12 protein-coding genes are annotated in these 17,140 nt (G+C 66.9%); 5 read left to right on the top strand and 7 right to left on the bottom strand.

Annotated elements, in window-relative coordinates; translation table 11 throughout:
- Positions 1–8 precede the first annotated feature (8 nt).
- Both J0H39_20800 and J0H39_20795 read left to right on the top strand, forming a co-directional pair.
- Complete coding sequence (locus tag J0H39_20800) at positions 9–575, top strand: BON domain-containing protein (GenBank protein ID MBN9499201.1); 567 nt, start codon at positions 9–11, stop codon at positions 573–575.
- Positions 572–1,102, top strand: coding sequence for a GNAT family N-acetyltransferase (locus J0H39_20795; GenBank protein MBN9499200.1), 531 nt, complete (start codon positions 572–574; stop codon positions 1,100–1,102). The genes J0H39_20800 and J0H39_20795 overlap by 4 nt, the downstream gene beginning before the upstream one ends.
- On the opposite strand, the gene grxC is transcribed toward J0H39_20795, so the two are convergent.
- Together grxC and J0H39_20785 are read right to left on the bottom strand one after the other, a co-directional pair.
- Positions 1,099–1,359 carry a glutaredoxin 3 gene (gene grxC / locus J0H39_20790; protein MBN9499199.1) on the bottom strand — a complete coding sequence of 87 codons (261 nt, stop codon included), beginning with the start codon at positions 1,357–1,359 and terminating at the stop codon, positions 1,099–1,101. The genes J0H39_20795 and grxC overlap by 4 nt on opposite strands.
- 85 nt (positions 1,360–1,444) lie before the next feature.
- Positions 1,445–2,245 (bottom strand): ComF family protein, encoded by an 801-nt coding sequence (locus J0H39_20785; protein MBN9499198.1) that lies wholly within the window; start codon positions 2,243–2,245, stop codon positions 1,445–1,447.
- A gap of 82 nt (positions 2,246–2,327) precedes the next feature.
- On the opposite strand from J0H39_20785, the gene J0H39_20780 reads away from it, so the two are divergent.
- The gene (locus J0H39_20780; GenBank protein ID MBN9499197.1) at positions 2,328–3,263 is read left to right on the top strand and encodes a methyltransferase domain-containing protein; all 936 of its coding nucleotides are present in this window, start codon (positions 2,328–2,330) and stop codon (positions 3,261–3,263) included.
- A gap of 94 nt (positions 3,264–3,357) precedes the next feature.
- Here the strand turns inward: J0H39_20780 and J0H39_20775 are convergent, their stop codons facing one another.
- The 3 genes from J0H39_20775 to J0H39_20765 are packed head-to-tail and all read right to left on the bottom strand — an operon-like array spanning position 3,358 to position 5,939.
- Positions 3,358–3,831, bottom strand: a complete 474-nt coding sequence (locus tag J0H39_20775; protein MBN9499196.1) for a (deoxy)nucleoside triphosphate pyrophosphohydrolase — start codon at positions 3,829–3,831, stop codon at positions 3,358–3,360.
- On the bottom strand, positions 3,812–5,044 hold the full coding sequence (gene argJ / locus J0H39_20770) for a bifunctional glutamate N-acetyltransferase/amino-acid acetyltransferase ArgJ (GenBank protein ID MBN9499195.1): 1,233 nt from the start codon (positions 5,042–5,044) through the stop codon (positions 3,812–3,814). Before argJ ends, J0H39_20775 begins: the two co-directional genes overlap by 20 nt.
- A gap of 19 nt (positions 5,045–5,063) precedes the next feature.
- Entirely contained in the window at positions 5,064–5,939 is an 876-nt protein-coding gene (locus J0H39_20765) for a peptidylprolyl isomerase (GenBank protein ID MBN9499194.1), read from the bottom strand.
- A 203-nt stretch (positions 5,940–6,142) separates the two neighbouring features.
- Here J0H39_20765 and secA point away from each other — a divergent pair, with 203 nt between their 5' ends.
- Together secA and J0H39_20755 are read left to right on the top strand one after the other, a co-directional pair.
- Complete coding sequence (secA, locus tag J0H39_20760; protein MBN9499193.1) at positions 6,143–8,851, top strand: preprotein translocase subunit SecA; 2,709 nt, start codon at positions 6,143–6,145, stop codon at positions 8,849–8,851.
- A gap of 4 nt (positions 8,852–8,855) precedes the next feature.
- The gene (locus tag J0H39_20755; GenBank protein ID MBN9499192.1) at positions 8,856–9,386 is read left to right on the top strand and encodes an NUDIX hydrolase; all 531 of its coding nucleotides are present in this window, start codon (positions 8,856–8,858) and stop codon (positions 9,384–9,386) included.
- Positions 9,387–9,493: 107 nt separating this feature from the next.
- On the opposite strand, the gene J0H39_20750 is transcribed toward J0H39_20755, so the two are convergent.
- Both J0H39_20750 and scpA read right to left on the bottom strand, forming a co-directional pair.
- The gene (locus J0H39_20750; GenBank protein MBN9499191.1) at positions 9,494–14,833 is read right to left on the bottom strand and encodes a hypothetical protein; all 5,340 of its coding nucleotides are present in this window, start codon (positions 14,831–14,833) and stop codon (positions 9,494–9,496) included.
- 3 nt (positions 14,834–14,836) lie between these two features.
- A complete protein-coding gene (gene scpA, locus J0H39_20745; protein MBN9499190.1) occupies positions 14,837–16,987 on the bottom strand; it encodes a methylmalonyl-CoA mutase in 2,151 nt (716 codons plus the stop codon).
- Between the last annotated feature and the right edge of the window lie 153 nt (positions 16,988–17,140).

Genomic DNA, 17,140 nt, shown 5'->3' with positions numbered 1-17,140 from the left:
GAATGTCCATGCGCTTCAAAGCCGCCGCTTTCGCCCTGATCGCCCTCGCCTCGCTTACCGCGTGCGGCGCCCCGCCGGGTGTGTCGACCGTCGCGCGCCTCGCCACCGAATCGCGCACCACGTCGCAGATCACCGAAGACAACCGCATCCTGCTGGCTTTCAACCGCGCGGTCGCGGGCGAATCCGGCGCCTTGTTCCGCGACGTCTCGACCGATGTCTATGTCGGGCGGATGCTGCTGACGGGCTCGGTGAAGGAAGCGCGGATGAAAACCCGCGCCGAGGAATTGGCGCGCGGCATCCAGGGTGTGACGCAAGTTATCAACGAGCTTCAGGTGACCGACCAGGGCGGGATCGGCGCCACCGCCAAGGACCTCGCGATCGAGCAGAAGATGGGCGTGAAGCTGCTGGCCGAGAAGGGCATCACCAGCGGGAATTTCCGCGTGCGCGCGGTCAACGGCACGGTCTATCTGTTCGGCCGCGCCTTGAGCCAGACCGAGCTCAATACCGCGTTGAATCTGGCGCGCGGCACGGAAGACGTGCGCGCCGTCGTCAATCACGTCCGCGTCCAGCCTTGAACCTTCTCGACCTGCGCCTGGAAACGCCGCGCCTGATTTTGCGCGTTCCCCGCGACGCCGACGCGGAGGCCTTGGCGATGTGGCTCGCCGAATGGGAGATCGCGCGCTGGACCGCGAATATCCCGCATCCCTACGGAATCGAGAACGCGCGGTCCTGGATCGCGGATGTGCGTGCGTCGATCGAAGCCGCGCGCGCGTTGACCTTCGTGATCGAACGGCGCGACGAACCGGGAGCTATCGGCGGCATCGGTGTGGCGCTGGACGGGCCCGGCAAGGAAGGCGATCTCGGCTGGTGGATCGCGATGCCGCATCAAGGCAACGGCTACGCGTTCGAAGCGGCGGCGCGGCTGGTCGAGTTCTGCTGGTCGATGGAGATGACGCGCCTCACCGCCGGGGCCTTGCCCGACAACGCGCCCTCGCTGACGGTTGCGCGCAAATTGGGCATGCGGCCCAACGGCAAAATGCTGCGCAGCCAGCCCGCGCGCGAGACCCCGCGCGAAACGCTGGAATTCGTGTTGGAGCGTTAAAGCGCGAGGATCGGGTCGAGCTTGCCTTGCGCATCGAGCGCATGGATGTCGTCGCTGCCGCCCAGATGTTTCCCGTCGGCGAAAATCTGCGGCACGGTCGACACGCCGCCCGCGCGCTTCACCATTTCTTCGCGCAGATCGGGACGCTCCATCACGTCGTATTCGACGAACTCGACGCCCTTGCGGCGCAGCAGGCTTTTGGCGCGCGCGCAGTATCCGCAGAAGGGGCTGGAGTAGATTTCGATCTTGGTCGCCATGGTCGCTTCCGTTGTTGGAATGCTTCCAAACTAGCAAATCGCCGCAGCGCACACCAGTATGTCCCGGGAAATTATGTGCCCCCGCCTATCCAACCGTGCCCTCGCCCGGCCGGACGACGCGGGCGAGCGCCAGGACGCGCACTTCCTTGGCGCCCGCGCGGCGCAAGGCCTTGGCGCAGGCTTCCAAAGTGGCGCCGGTGGTCATCACGTCGTCCACCAGAACGACAATCCGCCCCTTCAATTTAAGGCGCCCATTTGCGCGCACCGCAAAGGCGCCCCGCACATTGCGCATGCGCTGGGAACGCGTGAGGTCACCTTGCGTTCGCGTGCGCCGGGTACGGATCAGTAACCGGGGCGCGAAAGGAATGCGCGTGCGTTTCGACAAACCCCGCGCCAGCAGCGCCGCTTGATTGAAGCGCCGCGCGATCAGCCGCGTCCAATGCAAAGGCACGGGCACGATCAGATCCGCGCCGTCGAGCAATTCGCCCCCCGCGCGCGCCATCCACGCAGCGAAGGCCGGCGCATTTTGCGTGCGATCGGCGTGTTTGAAGGCAAGCACCAATTCGCGGCTGGCCGGTTCGTAGCGCAAGGCCGCGCGTGCCTTGGCGAAGGCGGGTGGGCGGGCGAGGCACGGCGCGCATTCGATGGGCCCGGGCGTCAACGCCGCGTAGTCGAACGGCAAACCGCAGCGCGCGCAAAACGGCCGATCGATCCAGCCGAGCTTCGCCCAGCACGCGGCGCACAATGTATGCGGTTCGGAAACGGGCTCGCGGCAAGCGACGCAGACGGGCGGCACGACCGCATCGAGCGCCACGCGCCCGGCACGCGCGCCAAACGCGATCAATCCGGCGATGCGGGCGGCGAGGTCCACGGCCGTCGAGCGCAACACGGAATCGATCCACAAGTCAATCGCGCGAAGTTCACATCCCCCCTTTCCGCCTGCGCGCGGGTTGGGCTAGGAATCGGTCATGGGATCGCCGATCGTTTTCGACCGCAAAGCCGTGCGCGCGCATCGCGATCGCGCCGCGCGGCATTTCGCCGATCACGATTTCCTGTTCCGCGAAGCCGCCGAACGCCTGGTCGAACGCCTCGACGACATCAACCGCGTTTTCCCGCGCGTGCTGGATATGGGTGCACGCACCGGATTGCTGGCACCGCTGATCGCGCAACGAAAAGGCGTGGAACTGCTCGTCCACAGCGATCTTTCCTGCGCGATGATGCGCGCGGCCCGCGCGCGGGCTTGCGACGGCGACGCCGATCGCGCGGTCGTAGTGGCGGACGAGGAATATCTTCCCTTCGCCGAAGGCAGTTTCGATTTGGTCGTCTCGTGCCTGTCGCTGCATTGGACGAACGACCTGCCCGGCGCCTTGATCCAAGCGCGCCGCGCGTTGAAGCCGGACGGGCTGTTCCTGGTGACGCTGCTGGGCGGCGAAACGCTGATCGAGCTGCGCCAGGCGTTGCTGGATGCCGAGCTTGCCGAAACCGGCGGCGCGGGCCCGCGCGTGTCGCCCTTCGCCGATTTGCGCGACGCGGCCGCACTGCTGCAACGCGCCGGCTTCGCGCTGCCGGTCGCCGACAGCGACACGATCACCGTCGAATACGAGAACGCGCTCGACCTGATGCGCGATCTGCGCGGCATGGGCGAAAGCAACGCGGTCGTGGAACGGCGCAAGGATTTCTCCCGCCGATCGACCATCCTGCGCGCCGCCGCGATCTACGAGGATCGCTTCGGCAAGGAAAGCACGGGCCGCATGCCCGCGACCTTCCAGATGCTGACGCTGACCGCCTGGGCGCCGGCCGCGAACCAGCCCAAACCTTTACGCCCCGGCACGGCGACGACGCGGCTCGCCCAAGCGTTGGACGCGGTCGAGGTCAAAACCGGCGACCGCGCGCGGCCCACCTGACCCCTCCCGTCATCCCGGGCAAGCCATCGCGGCAGCGATGGCGCGACCCGGGATCCCGGCTCTCGCTGACGCTCGGCCGGGATGACGATGGCGGTTAGAGCAAGTCGCGCAGCATCGCCACCAATGGAATATCCGCAGGCGGCATCGGATAGTCTTTGAAATTCTCGATCCGCACCCAGGCGAGTTTCTGTCCTTCTTTGGGTTGCGGCGTGCCCTTCCAATTGCGCGCCGCGTAAAGCGGCATCAGCAAATGGAAATCGGGATAGCGATGCGAGGCAAAGGTCAGCGGCGCCAAACAGGCGGGGCGCAGATCGATGCCGAGTTCCTCATGAAGCTCGCGCGTCAATGCCGCTTCGGGGGTTTCGTTCGGATCGAGCTTGCCGCCGGGGAATTCCCAAAGCCCCGCCATCGACTTGCCCGGCGGGCGTTGGGCGAGCAGCACGCGCCCGTCGGAATCGATCAGCGCCGCCGCGACGACCGTGACGACACGTGCGGGTGCCGCCAGCAGTGCCGACAGCTTCGGATCGTCGCAGCCTTCCGGTTCGGAATCAGGACCGGTAATCGGCATTGATGTCGATATAGGCGTGGGTCAGATCGCAGGTCCACGCGCGCGCCTTGCCCTTGCCGAGGCCGAGATCGACCTTCAGGAACACTTCGCGCCCCGAAAGATGCTTGGCGACCGGGGTTTCGTCGTAATTGGGCACGAGCCCGCCTTTGCGCGCGATCGTGATCCCGCCGATCGATACCGACAGCTTGTCGCGATCCGCCTTCTCGCCCGCCTTGCCCACGGCCATGACGATGCGGCCCCAATTGGCGTCGCCCGCCGCGAGGGCGGTCTTCACCAGCGGCGAATTGCCGATCGACATGGCGATGCGCCGCGCCGCCGCGTCGGATTGCGCGCCGGCGACGTCGATGGTGACAAGCTTCTGCGCCCCTTCGCCGTCGCGCGCGATTTGGATGGCGAGATCCTGCAGCACAACGGCGAAGGCTTTGCGCAGCGCCTTGCCGTCGGCGGAGGTCAAGCTCTTGACCGGCTTGTTGCCGGCGGCACCCGTCGCGAACGCCAGCAGCGTGTCGGACGTCGACGTATCACCGTCCACCGTCACGGCGTTGAAGCTCGTATCCGCTTCCTCGCGCACCAGCTTGCGCAAGACGGCCGGATCGATCGCCGCGTCGGTCGCGACGAAGGCGAGCATCGTCGCCATCTGCGGCATGATCATGCCCGAACCTTTGCAGATGCCCGAGATGCGCACTTTCTTGCCGCCGATTTTCGCGGTCGTCGTCGCGGCCTTGGCGAAGGTATCGGTCGTCATGATCGCGCGCGCCGCACGGCCCCAATCCGCCGTGCCTAAGCGCAAGCCCAAATCGGCGACCGCGGCGGCGAGAAGATCGGCCTGCGGGATCAAACCGATCACGCCGGTCGAGGCGAGCATCACTTCTTCGGCCTTGCAGCCCAGCGCCTTCGCCGCCGCCTTCGCCGTGGCCGCACAGGCGTCGCGCCCCTGCTTGCCGGTGAAGACGTTGGCGTTGCCCGCGTTGACGACCAACGCGCGCGCCTTGCCCTTGCCCACGTATTTCCGGCACCAATCGACGGGCATGCCCGGCATCTTGTTGCTGGTGAACACGCCCGCGACCGACGTTCCCTTGTCGAACGCGAACATCACAATGTCGTCGCGATTCTTGTAGCGCATCCCCGTAAGGCCCGCAGCAATGCGGACGCCGCCGATGGCTTGCAGGTCGGGGAATTTCGTCGGGGCGAGCGGCGAGACGGCGTGGGCCATTCTTCGTGTTTCCGTTTGCTTACTTGGCGGGCGTGATCGTCGGGCCGGTCGGGGCGGCGGGGAGCGGCTTGCCGTCGAGGCCGAACAATTCGACCTTCGCCGTCTTGCGCAGACCTTCGACGTAGTTCTGCATGATCTCCTGCGACAATTCCGAGGACAGGCGCTCGCGCACTTCCTCGAAGCTCTCGGCGACCGTGCGGCGGTCGGCGACGCGGATCACGTGCCAGCCGAACTGCGTTTTGACCGGGGCGGCCGAGGTGTCGCCCGCCTTCATGCCGAACGCGGCCTCGGCGAATTCGGGCACCATTTCGTCCTTGCCGAAATAGCCGAGATCGCCGCCCGAGGATTTGCCCGCCGGGTCGATCGACTTCTCGCTGGCGAGCTTGCCGAAATCCGCCCCGCCCTTCAGCGCGGTCAGGATTTCCTTCGCCTGGGCTTCGGAGTTCACGAGGATGTGGCTCGCGCGCACTTCCTCCTTGCCCGGATTTTCCTTCTGATAGGCCGCGTAGCGCGTGCGCAACGCCGCGTCGTTGACCTTGTCGGCCAGCACGCGGTTGAGCAGCACTTCCTGAATCACGCGATCCTCGAACTGCGTCAAACGCTGGCGCACTTCGGCGTCGGTCTGCAGGTTCTTCTTGCGGCCGTCGGCCACGAGAAGCTTTTGCGACACGAGGCGCTCGACGATCGGCTCCAGCAGCGCTTCGATCGGCACTTGCTGGAACTGGGCCGGCAGCGAACGCTGGAACGACAGCACGTCCGAGCGGCGGATCGGCTGGCCGTCGACGCGCGCGACGATCGTGTCTTCGCCGGCCGGGGCCGGCAGGGGGGAGTTTTGCGCGGCCAGGGGGGCGGCCGTCACAAGCAGGGCCAGGGCGGCCCCGAAAATCGCACGCATATTGCGGGTTCCTTCCTGGGGCGCCGATCGCCCCGAAATCCGGCCGGGAGAGTGGCATGGCATTGGGGTCGGAACAAGGCGAAACCCGTGCGATATCCGGGGGTTCGGGTCGCGTTGACAGGGCGCCGCGATGGGCCTATCTCTCCGGGTCCGGTCCGCCGCCGGCGATTTCGCGGCGCTACAGATTTCCAAGGACTTTCCGCATGTTCGGCGCCATCGCCCGCGCGCTTTTCGGGTCTTCCAACGACCGCGTCCTCAAAGGCTTCGCCAAGACCGTCGCCGCGATCAACGCCAAGGAAGCGGAAATCGCGGCCCTCAGCGACGACGACCTCAAAGCCCGCACCCCGTGGCTGAAGGACCGTCTGGCGAAGGGCGAAACGACCGACGACATCCTGCCCGACGCCTTCGCCACCGTGCGCGAAGCGGCCAAGCGCGTTCTGGGCCAGCGCCATTTCGACGTGCAGCTGCTCGGCGGCATGGTCCTGCACCAGGGCCGCATCGCGGAAATGAAGACCGGCGAAGGCAAGACGCTGGTCGCCACGCTGGCGGTTTATCTCAACGCCCTCGAAGGCAAGGGCGTGCATGTCGTGACAGTCAACGACTACCTCGCCAAGCGCGACGCCGAATGGATGGGCCGCGTCTACGGCTTCCTGGGCCTCACCACCGGCACGATCGTCCACGGCCTGACCGACGACGAGCGCCGCGCGGCCTACGCCGCCGACGTGACCTACGGCACGAACAACGAATTCGGCTTCGACTATCTGCGCGACAACATGAAGTTCCATCTCGCGCATATGGTCCAGCGGCCGTTCCATTTCGCGATCGTCGACGAAGTCGACTCGATCCTGATCGACGAAGCGCGCACGCCCTTGATCATTTCGGGGCCCGCCGACGATTCCTCCGAGCTTTACATCGCCGTCGACAAGCTGATCCCGTCCCTCGACGCCGCCGATTTCGAGAAGGACGAGAAGCAGCGCACGGTCGCGCTAACCGAGGCGGGCGGCGAAAAGATCGAACAGCTGCTGCGCGATTCCGGCCTTCTCAAGGAAGGCGGGATGTACGAGCTCGCCAACGTCAACCTCGTCCATCACGCCAACCAGGCTTTGCGCGCGCATAAGCTGTTCACGCGCGACGTCGACTACATCGTCAAGGAAGGCAAAGTCGTCATCATCGACGAGTTTACCGGCCGCATGATGGAAGGCCGGCGCTATTCCGAAGGCCTGCATCAGGCGCTGGAAGCGAAGGAAAAGGTCCAGGTCCAGCGCGAGAACCAGACTCTCGCCTCGATCACCTTCCAGAATTACTTCCGCATGTATCCGAAGCTCGCGGGCATGACGGGCACGGCGATGACCGAAGCGCCGGAATTCGCCGAGATCTACAAGCTCGAAGTCGTCGAGATTCCGACCAATGTCGACGTTAAGCGCAAGGATCACGACGACGAGGTCTACCGGACCGCGCGCGAGAAGGCGAAAGCGATCACCGATCTGGTCGAGGATTGCCGCAAGCGCGGGCAGCCCGTGCTGGTCGGCACGGTGTCGATCGAAAAATCGGAAGCGTTGTCCGAGGAATTCAAGAAGCGCGGCATCCAGCACGCGGTGCTGAACGCGCGCTATCACGAGCAGGAAGCGCTGATCGTCTCCCAAGCCGGGCGCCCGGGTGCCGTCACCATCGCCACCAACATGGCCGGCCGCGGCACCGACATCCAGCTCGGCGGCAATTACGACATGCGCGTGAAGGCCGAACTGGCCGGCGTGCCGCCGGGACCGGAATTCGACCAGCGCGCCGCCGCGATCCGCGCCGAGATCGAGGAAATGAAGAAGACGGCGCTCGCCGCCGGCGGTCTTTACGTCGTCGGCACCGAGCGCCACGAAAGCCGGCGTATCGACAACCAGCTGCGCGGCCGTTCGGGCCGCCAGGGCGATCCGGGCGCGTCGAAGTTCTTCCTGTCGCTCGACGACGATCTGATGCGCATTTTCGGTTCGCAGCGCATGGACGGCATGCTGCAGAAGCTCGGCCTCAAGGAAGGCGAAGCGATCGTCCATGTCTGGATCAACAAGGCGCTGGAAAAGGCGCAGCAGAAGGTCGAAGCGCGCAACTTCGAAATCCGCAAGCAGCTGCTGAAATACGACGACGTGATGAACGACCAGCGCAAGGTCGTCTACGAACAGCGCCGCGACATCATGCGCCAGGACGACGTGTCCGGGCAGATCCAGGATATGCGCCGCGAAACGCTGGACGTGCTGATCGCGCGCTGCATTCCGCACAACGCCTATCCCGAGCAATGGGACACCTCGGCGCTGCACGAGGAAATCCTGCGCCTCTACGGCATGGATTTGCCGGTCGCGGATTGGGCGAAGGAAGAAGGCATCGCGGAGGAGGAAATCCGCGAGCGCATCGCCGACGCGGTCGAACGCAAAATGGCGTCGAAGACCGCCGAAACGGGGCCCGAGATCATGCGCCAGGTCGAGAAGAGCCTGCTGTTGCAGGAGCTCGACCACGCGTGGAAGGAGCATCTGCTCACGCTCGACCATCTGCGCCAGGGCATCAATCTGCGCGCCTATGCGCAGCGCGATCCGCTGAACGAGTACAAGAAGGAAGCCTTCGAGCTGTTCGAAGCGATGCTCGCCGAATTGCGCGAGCGCGTGACGACGTTGCTCGCCCGCGTGCAGATCCGCGTCGATGCGCCCCCGGCGTCCGATCTGATGCCGGAGGACCCGGAGATGGGCAAGCTGCTCGCCCAGCATCCGCTGCCCGAAGGCATGGAAGCGCGCGACGCCGCCTCGCCCACCCAAGCGGCACGCAAGCGCGGCATCGACCCGGCCGACCCGACGACCTGGGCCAACGTGCCGCGCAACGCCAATTGCCCCTGCGGCTCGGGGAAGAAATTCAAGCACTGCCACGGGCGTTCGTAACTTCGTGATCCGGCGTCTCGATACGCGGGTCGTCTACGCGAACCGCTGGATGACATTGCGCGAGGACCAGGTCCGGTTTCCGGACGGGTCGCTTGGCATCTATGGTGTGGCCGAAAAGAAGGATTGCATCGGCATCGTCGCGATCGACGACTTGCATATCCATCTGGTCGAGCAATATCGCTACGCGACGTCAAAGCGCGCCTGGGAATTGCCGCAAGGCTCGTGGGAGGCCGAGGACCTCGATCCCGAAGCGCTTGCCAAGCGTGAGCTCGCCGAGGAAACCGGTCTCACCGCGAAGACGTGGAAATGCCTCGGCACGCTCGCCATCGCCAACGGGTTTCTCCGCCAGGCGATGCATGTCTATCTCGCGACGGACCTGACGCAAGGCGCGCATGCCCGCGAGGCGACCGAGTCCGACATGGTCCATGCGCGCGTGCCGCTCGCGGAGTTCGAGCGCATGATGACCGACGGCCGCGTGGACGACGCCGAAACGCTGGCGATCTGGGCGCTCGCGAAGCTCAAGGGTGCGGTTTAGCGCGTTCCATCAAACCGTCATCCCGGCCGAGCGTCAGCGAGAGCCGGGATCTCGACAAGACCCCGGATCGCGCCGCCGCTCACGCGCCGGCTTATCCGGGGTGACGATTAATTCTTCTTCCAGCCGACGATCGAGGCGAGCGTCATATAAAGCTTGCCCACGTCCGCCGACAGGAAGGTCGAGACCAGCACGTTTTCGGGATCGGCCTCGCGCGCGTCCGCGATCAGGCGGTCGTATTGCGTGAGATAATCCGTCACGTAGCGGCGGAAATCCGGATCCTCGGCGTAGCGGCGCTGCACGGTCTTGCCCGTCGGGCCCCAATCGAGGCGCAGCAAGCGGCGCACGAACACGCCGCGATCGCCGCCCAGGAATTCCTTCAGCACGCGATCGGTGACCGACGAGTCCAGCGTGCGCGCCAGATCGATCGACAGCGAGTTCAAGCCTTCGACGACCAGACGCGAGGCGCGCAGGAAGCGGCCGCGCTTGGCTTCAAATTCGCTGGCGGTGAGGCGCGCTTGCGCTTCGTTCGCGGCGGCCGAGGCGGCGGCGAGGTCTTCGGCCTGACGGCGGAAGGCCTCGGTCGCGGCATTGGCTTCGCCCGTCGCCTTGTCGGCCGCGGCGTCGAGCGCGTCGGTCTGGACCGACAGAAGACGCTCGGCCTCGGCGATGCGCCGCTCGGCCGCATCCATCGCCACGCCCAATTCGCGCGACTGGCGCGCGAAGCTTTCGCCGACCGAGGCGATGCGCGCCGCGGCTTGGCCGACGGCGGCCATGACTTCCTCCGCGCGACGGCGGAAGCTGTCGGCGGTCGCTTCGAGGCGCGTGCCGCCTTCCTGCGCCGCGCCCGACAATTCGTCGGCGCGGCGGCGCAAGGATTCGCCGGTCTGGCCGATGCGCTGGCTCGCCACCGTCGCGGCGTCGGCCGCTTCGCGGGCCTGCCGGTCGAATTGCGCGCCGACCTCCGACAAACGCTCGCCCGCTTCGGCGACCACGCCGTTGAGGTGGTCGGCCTGGCCGCGCAGGATGGCGCCCAGCTCGCTCGACCGCTTGCCGAGATTTTCGATCGTTTCGGCCAAATTCGTGCGCTGCTTGGCGAGTTCGGAATCGACCGTCGCCATGCGCGCGGCGGTGCCATCCGACATCGCCGAGAGTTCGGCCGCGCGGCGCACCAGCGCTTCGCCCAGCGCATCGAGCTTGGTCGACGAACGATCGGCCGTGTCGGCGAGCGTGGAGGCGTTGGCGCGCAGAATTTCCGCGACCATGGAGAGGCGCGCTTCGGCCGCATCCGCCGCCCCGCCCAGATCGACCGTGCGTTCGCGCAAGGCTTGGCCCACCGACGCGACGCGCGTGTTCGCCTGATCGACCGCGATCTGCAGATCGCCGGTGCGCTGGCGGAAGGTCTCGCTCGCTTCGGCCATCAACGCGCCGACCGAGCCGGCCGCGCGGTTGAGATCGGCCAGACGCTGACGGAACGTCTCGCCGCTTTCCTCCAGGCGCCCGGCGGTTTCGACCGCATGGGTCGCCAAAGCCTGCAAGCGGCGCTCGGCCTCCGCCCCCGTATCGCCGACCTTGCCGGTCGCGATATCGGCGACGTTGCCCATTTCGACCGCGCGGTCGCGGAACGCGTCGGCGGTGGCGCGCAGGCGCGCGGCCGCATCGTCCGATGCGCGGCCGACCGACGCGGCCTGCGTTTCCAATTGCGCGCCAAGCTCGCCCGCGCGCCCCGAGGCGGTTTCCATCGTCTTGAGCAAGGTGAGCGATTGGTCGCGCAAACCGGCGTCGATGGCGCCCACGCGCAGCGCCGCGCGATCGGCCGACTGGTCCAATTCGCCCGAGCGGGCGCGCAGCGAGTCCGACGATTCCTTCAGCTTTTGCGCCGCCGTCGCCGCGATGGACGCCAATTCGCCCGAACGCTGGTCGAGCAAGGCCGCCACGTCGTTGATGCGCGCCGAAGCCGATTGACCGGTCGCGAGAAGCTCGCTCGTCTCGCGGCGCAACGCATCGCCCGCAGTGGCGATCGCCTTGACCGATTCGGTCGCGGTTTCGTCGAGATCGGCGCCGCGCTGGCGCAAGGCAAGCCCCGCTTCGTCGAGGCGCGCCAGCGTGCGATCGGCGGCGGCGTTGGTTTCCGCCGTGCGCTGCGCGATCGCGGTTTCCAAAAGATTGGCGCGGTCCAGGCCCTGATTGGCGGCATGGACGAGGCTTTGCGTTTCCTGGCGGAAATTCGTGCCCGCTTCGCGCACATGCTGCGCGGCGGCGTCCGACGCGACGACCAAAGCCGCGTTCTCGCGCTTGGCGACGTCCGACGACGCCAGCATGCGTTCCGACGCGCGATCGACCGCATGCGCCACTTCGTGGCTGTCGCGCACCAAGGCCTCGGCCGACGCGTCGAGGCGGCGAACCACGCCCTGCATATCGGCATCCGCGATCTGCGCGATCGACCGGACCGTGTCGCCCGACGCGCGCAGGCGTTCGTCCAAGCGATGCGACGTGCTTTCGAGTTCGCGCACTCGCGCGTCGATATCCTGCGCGGTCGCCGACAAACGCGCTTGCGCATTCGCCGCCGTGTCGTCGAGCGCCGCCGTCTTCTGGCGCAAGGCCTCGCCCGACCGATCGAGCGTCAGCGCCGTTTCCGACGCGGCGTCGGAGAGCGCTTGCGTGCGCGTCGCCAAGGTTTCGCCCAGCCCTTCCAAGCGTTCGCCCGTCGCGCGATCGGCGGCGGCGAGTTCTTCGGTGCGCAGGCGCAGCGTGTCGGCGTAAGCGTCGGCGCGCTCGATGCCAAGCTCCGCCGCACGGGTCAGCGACAGCGTCTGATCGCGGAATGTCTCGCCCGCTTGGCGCATGCGCGAACCCGCCTGATCGGCGGCGAGGCCGAGCTGCTCGGTCTCGCGCTTCGCGGTTTCGGCATTCGCTTCGATCCTTGCACCCGTGCGGTCGAGCGCCGTGGAGACTTCGCGCGCATCGTCGGCCAAGGCTTGCGCGGCGGCGTCGAGGCGGCGCACGGCCGAGACGACCGCGTTCTCGGATTCCGCCCCGCGCGCGCGCAGGGCTTCGGCGGTTTCGTTCAGGCGGTCTTGCGCGGACAAGGCGGTCGCGTCGAGGTCTTTGGCCTTGCGCTCGATCTCGGCGGCGGCATCGCCCATCCGGTCGAGGGCCGTATCGGCCGCACGCTCGATCGCTTCGGTACGCTGGCGCACCGCCTCGCCCGACGTACCGAGCTTGTGCGCGACTTCGCTGGCCGTATCGCCCAGCGCCACCGCGCCGTCGCGCAGATTGGCGGCGAGCGTATCCATGCGCTGGGTCGTGCGTTCGGTGGCCCCGTCGATTTCGTCGGCGCGGCGCTTGAGCGTTTCGCCCAATTCCGTCGCGCGCGCGAGCGACAATTCGGCCGAATGGGTCATGTCCTGCGTATGGACGCGGAAACCTTCGCTCGTCGCGCGCACGCGCTGTGCCGCCTGATCGGCGGCGACGACCAATTCGTCGGAGCGGCGGCGCGCGACTTCGGCCGAGGCGTCGATGCGCGACGCGACGCGGTCCAGCGCTTCCTGGCCGCGCTGCGCGGTCGTTTCCAGCGTTGCGTGGGATTCGCCAACCCGGCGATTGACCGCGTCGAGTTCTTCCGAGCGCACACGCAGCGCCGCACCGGCGGCGTCCACCGTCGCCTTGGCGCGCGCGGCGGCTTCGGCCAGCGCGTGGTTTTCCGATTGCAGCAGCGTTTCGGCCGCTTGCGCTTCGGCCGACAAAGCGCCGGCGGTGCGCAGCAGCGTTTCGACTTCGCGCGACAGGCGCTGGCCCGCTTCGATGCCCGTGCGCCCGGCCGTGTCGGCGGATTCGATCAGGCCCGAGCCGTGGCGGCGCAAATCCTCGCCGATCGCGGCGGCCTTGGCTTCGGCCGCTTCGCCCGCCAGCGCCAGATCGCGCGCGGCCTCGGAGAAACCGGCATTGGCGGCGCCGACGCGCGCCAAAGCCTGACCCGCCGCATCCGCCAATTCGCGCGACTGCGTCTGGAAGGTTTCGCCCGCCGCGCGCACGCGCACCACGGCCTGATCGGCGGCGGTCGCGAGTTCGTGGCTTTGGCGGCGCACGGATTCGGTCGAGGCTTCGGTGCGCGCGGTGAGGCGTTCGAGCGTGCTTTGCATCGCGCGCGTCTCGCCGCCCAGCGTGGTGGCGACCTCGCTCATGCGGGTCGAGGCGTTGGCGACATCCTCGGTGCGCGAGCGGATCAAATCGCCCGCCGCGACGATCTTGCCCTCGGCGGCCCCCGAAGCGTCGGCCAAAGCTTCGATCTGGTTGCGCAGCGTGGATTGCGTCGCGTCGGATTGCTTGGCGAGATCGCGCGCCGTTTCGATTAGACGATCGGCGATGCTTTCCAGCGCTTCGCCCGCCGCTTCGGCCTGGCGCTTGGCCGAGCCGATTTCGACCGACGCCGAATTGGCGCGGCCTTCGGCGGTTTCGGTCGCGTCGACGAACGCTTCGGCCTGACGGCGCAGCAAATCGCCGACTTCACGCGCGCGGTCGAGCGCCTTTTCGGTCGCATCGACCAACGCGCCGGTCTGATCGGCGAGGATGGCGCGGATTTCGGCGGCCCGGCTGCGCGCGCGTTCGGTCGTCTCGGCCAAATCCTGCGACTGTTCGCGCAAGGCTTCGCGAATGGCACCCGCATTCGCGGCGGTTTTTTCATTGGTGGCCGCAAGACGCTCCACCTGCTCGCGCAAAGTCGCGTTGATCTCGCGCGATTGCGACATCGCGCGGTCGGAAGCGCCGGACAGCGCTTCGGCCTGTTCGCGCACGGCGGCTTCGACGATCTGCACGCGGCTGGTCAGCAAGCCGGTGACGCGTTCCAGCCCTTCGGCGTGGCGGCGCAAACCCGCCATCACCTGCATGGCGCGCGTCGCGGCCTGATCGGACACGGTCGTGAGTTCGCCCGCCTGGCTCGCCAAACCTTGGCGCGCTTCGGCGAGGCGTCGCGTCGCGGCGTCCGACGCGTCGGTCAAGGCGCGCGCTTGGTCGTGCAGCGTGACGGCGATGGATTGCAGCTTGGAATCCGCCTGATCGGCGGGATAGACGAGCTCGGCCAGACGCACTTCGAGCGCGCGGGCATGGCGCACGAGGTCCTGGCCGCGCGCGCGATAGCCGAGCACGAACCACAGCACGAGCAGCGGCATCGTCGCACCCGCGACGAAGGCGCCCAGTTCATGCGGCAGCATCGACGCGAAGGCGCCCAGGCCGATATAAGCGATCGCATACCAAAGAACGGCGACGGACCACACCGCCGATGCGGCCAGTGCGGCCGCCATCGTGCGTTTGCCGGTCGGCGCAAGCGGTTCGTAGACCGGGCCCGCGGGATCGTTGGCGGCGCGCAAACGTTCCTGCTCGCGCTCGGCGGCACCGCTCAAAACGCGCAGACGCTGGGAACCGGGGCCCGAATTGTTGTCGTTCTCGCTCATTTGCTATGCCGCCCGTTTGCGCCGCCGGATGAGGCCGAGCACTTCGGCCGCCGCGTGCGGAATGTTGGTGCCGGGGCCGTAGATGGCCGCCACACCTTGTTGGAGGAGTTCGTCGTAATCCTGCGGCGGGATGACCCCGCCGCATACGACCAGAATGTCGTCGGCCTTGCGGGCCTTCAGCGCCGCGATCAACGCGGGCACGAGCGTCTTGTGGCCCGCCGCCTGCGACGACACGCCGATCACGTGCACGTCGTTCTCGACCGCTTGGCGCGCCGCTTCGTCCGGCGTTTGGAACAGCGGGCCCACATCGACATCGAAGCCGATATCGGCGAAGGCCGTCGCGATCACCTTGGCGCCGCGATCGTGGCCGTCCTGGCCCAGTTTCACCACCAGCATGCGCGGGCGGCGGCCTTCTTCCGATGCGAAGGACGCGACTTCCGCTTTGATCTTGGCGAAGCCTTCGTCGCCGTCATAGGCCGAGCCGTAAATGCCGGTGACCGAGCGGATCGTCGCGCGATGACGGGTATAGACCTTCTCCAGCGCGTCGGAGACTTCGCCCACCGTCGCGCGCGCGCGCATCGCTTCGATCGACAGTTCGAGCAGATTGCCGTTGCCGCCGCCGGCGGCACGGGTCAGCGCTTCCAGCGTCTCGCGGCACTTCGCCTCGTCGCGCGTGGCGCGGACGGATTTGAGGCGCTTCACCTGCGCTTCGCGCACGGCGGTGTTGTCGATGTCGAGAATGTCGACCTTCTCGGGGTTCTCGACCTTGTATTTGTTGACGCCGACGATCGTCTCCTCGCCGCGATCGATGCGCGCTTGGCGCAACGCCGCCGATTCCTCGATCTTCAGCTTGGGCATGCCGCTTTCGACGGCCTTGGTCATGCCGCCCAGTGCTTCGACCTCGCCGATCAGCGCGCGCGCGTGGGCCGCGATCGAGGCGGTCAGGCTTTCGACGTAGTACGAACCCGCCAGCGGATCGACCACCTTGGTGATGCCCGTCTCTTCCTGAAGGATCAGCTGCGTGTTGCGCGCGATGCGCGCACTGAACGGGGTGGGCAGCGCCAAGGCTTCGTCGAAGGAATTCGTGTGCAAGCTTTGCGTGCCGCCCAACGCCGCCGCCATCGCTTCGATCGCCGTGCGCACGACGTTGTTGTAGGGGTCCTGCTCGGTCAGCGAGACGCCGGAGGTTTGGCAATGCGTGCGCAGTGCCAGACTGTCGGCCTTCTTCGGGTTGAAGCCTTGCATCAGCTCGGTCCACAACAGGCGGGCCGCGCGCAGCTTAGCGATCTCCATGAAGAAGTTCATGCCGATCGCGAAGAAGAACGACAGGCGCGGCGCGAAGGCGTCCACGTCCAAGCCCTTCGACAACGCCGCACGCACGTATTCGAGCCCGTCGGCCAGCGTGAAGGCGAGTTCCTGCACGCAGGTCGCTCCCGCCTCTTGCATATGGTAGCCGCTGATCGAGATCGAATTGAATTTGGGCATGCGCTTGGCCGTGTGCTCGATGATATCGGCCACGATGCGCATGCTGGGTGCGGGCGGATAGATGTAGGTGTTCCGCACCATAAATTCTTTGAGGATGTCGTTCTGGATCGTGCCGGAAAGCTTGGCTTGATCGACACCCTGTTCCTCGCCCGCGACGATGAACGACGCCAGCACGGGCAGCACCGCGCCGTTCATGGTCATCGACACGGACATCTTGTCGAGCGGGATCCCGTCGAACAGGATTTTCATATCCTCGACGGAATCGATCGCGACACCGGCCTTGCCCACGTCGCCCACGACGCGCGGATGATCGCTGTCGTAGCCGCGATGGGTGGCGAGATCGAACGCGACGGACAGGCCCGCCTGGCCCGCCGCCAGCGCGCGACGATAGAAGGCGTTCGACTCTTCGGCCGTCGAGAAACCCGCGTATTGGCGGATCGTCCACGGGCGGTTCGCGTACATGGTCGCGCGGGGGCCGCGCACATAGGGCGCGAAACCGGGCATACCGCCGAGATGTTCGAGACCGGCGAGATCATCCGCCGTGTAGAGCGGTTTGACCTTGATCCCCTCGGGCGTCGTCCAGCTCAGCGAATCGCTGCGCGCGCCCTTCAACTCGGCGCTCGCCAGCTTTTCCCATTGCGCCAGGTCGGGACGCGCGAAATCGGCCATGGCTCTACTCCCCTGATTTCATGATCTTAAGGGGCGTTCGGGGCCCCAAAATAGGCCTCCGACTCGAGCACATGGCGCGGCGATGACAAGAGGTTGATTCGCCGCAGCGAATCGTACTTATCGACAGCTTGTGGGTAAGTCGCCGCTCGACCC

The sequence above is a fragment of the Alphaproteobacteria bacterium genome (assembly GCA_017308135.1).
Classification (GTDB): domain Bacteria; phylum Pseudomonadota; class Alphaproteobacteria; order CACIAM-22H2; family CACIAM-22H2; genus Tagaea.
This window is presented reverse-complemented; position numbering and strand designations above follow the sequence as displayed.

Bases quoted from the DNA above. Each gene is read 5' to 3' on its own strand.
- J0H39_20800 (MBN9499201.1), top strand. From the start codon at position 9: ATGCGCTTCAAAGCCGCCGCTTTCGCCCTGATCGCCCTCGCCTCGCTT.
- grxC (MBN9499199.1), bottom strand. From the start codon at position 1,359: ATGGCGACCAAGATCGAAATCTACTCCAGCCCCTTCTGCGGATACTGC.
- J0H39_20780 (MBN9499197.1), top strand. From the start codon at position 2,328: ATGGGATCGCCGATCGTTTTCGACCGCAAAGCCGTGCGCGCGCATCGC.
- J0H39_20775 (MBN9499196.1), bottom strand. From the start codon at position 3,831: ATGCCGATTACCGGTCCTGATTCCGAACCGGAAGGCTGCGACGATCCG.
- argJ (MBN9499195.1), bottom strand. From the start codon at position 5,044: ATGGCCCACGCCGTCTCGCCGCTCGCCCCGACGAAATTCCCCGACCTG.
- J0H39_20765 (MBN9499194.1), bottom strand. From the start codon at position 5,939: ATGCGTGCGATTTTCGGGGCCGCCCTGGCCCTGCTTGTGACGGCCGCC.
- secA (MBN9499193.1), top strand. From the start codon at position 6,143: ATGTTCGGCGCCATCGCCCGCGCGCTTTTCGGGTCTTCCAACGACCGC.
- J0H39_20750 (MBN9499191.1), bottom strand. From the start codon at position 14,833: ATGAGCGAGAACGACAACAATTCGGGCCCCGGTTCCCAGCGTCTGCGC.
- scpA (MBN9499190.1), bottom strand. From the start codon at position 16,987: ATGGCCGATTTCGCGCGTCCCGACCTGGCGCAATGGGAAAAGCTGGCG.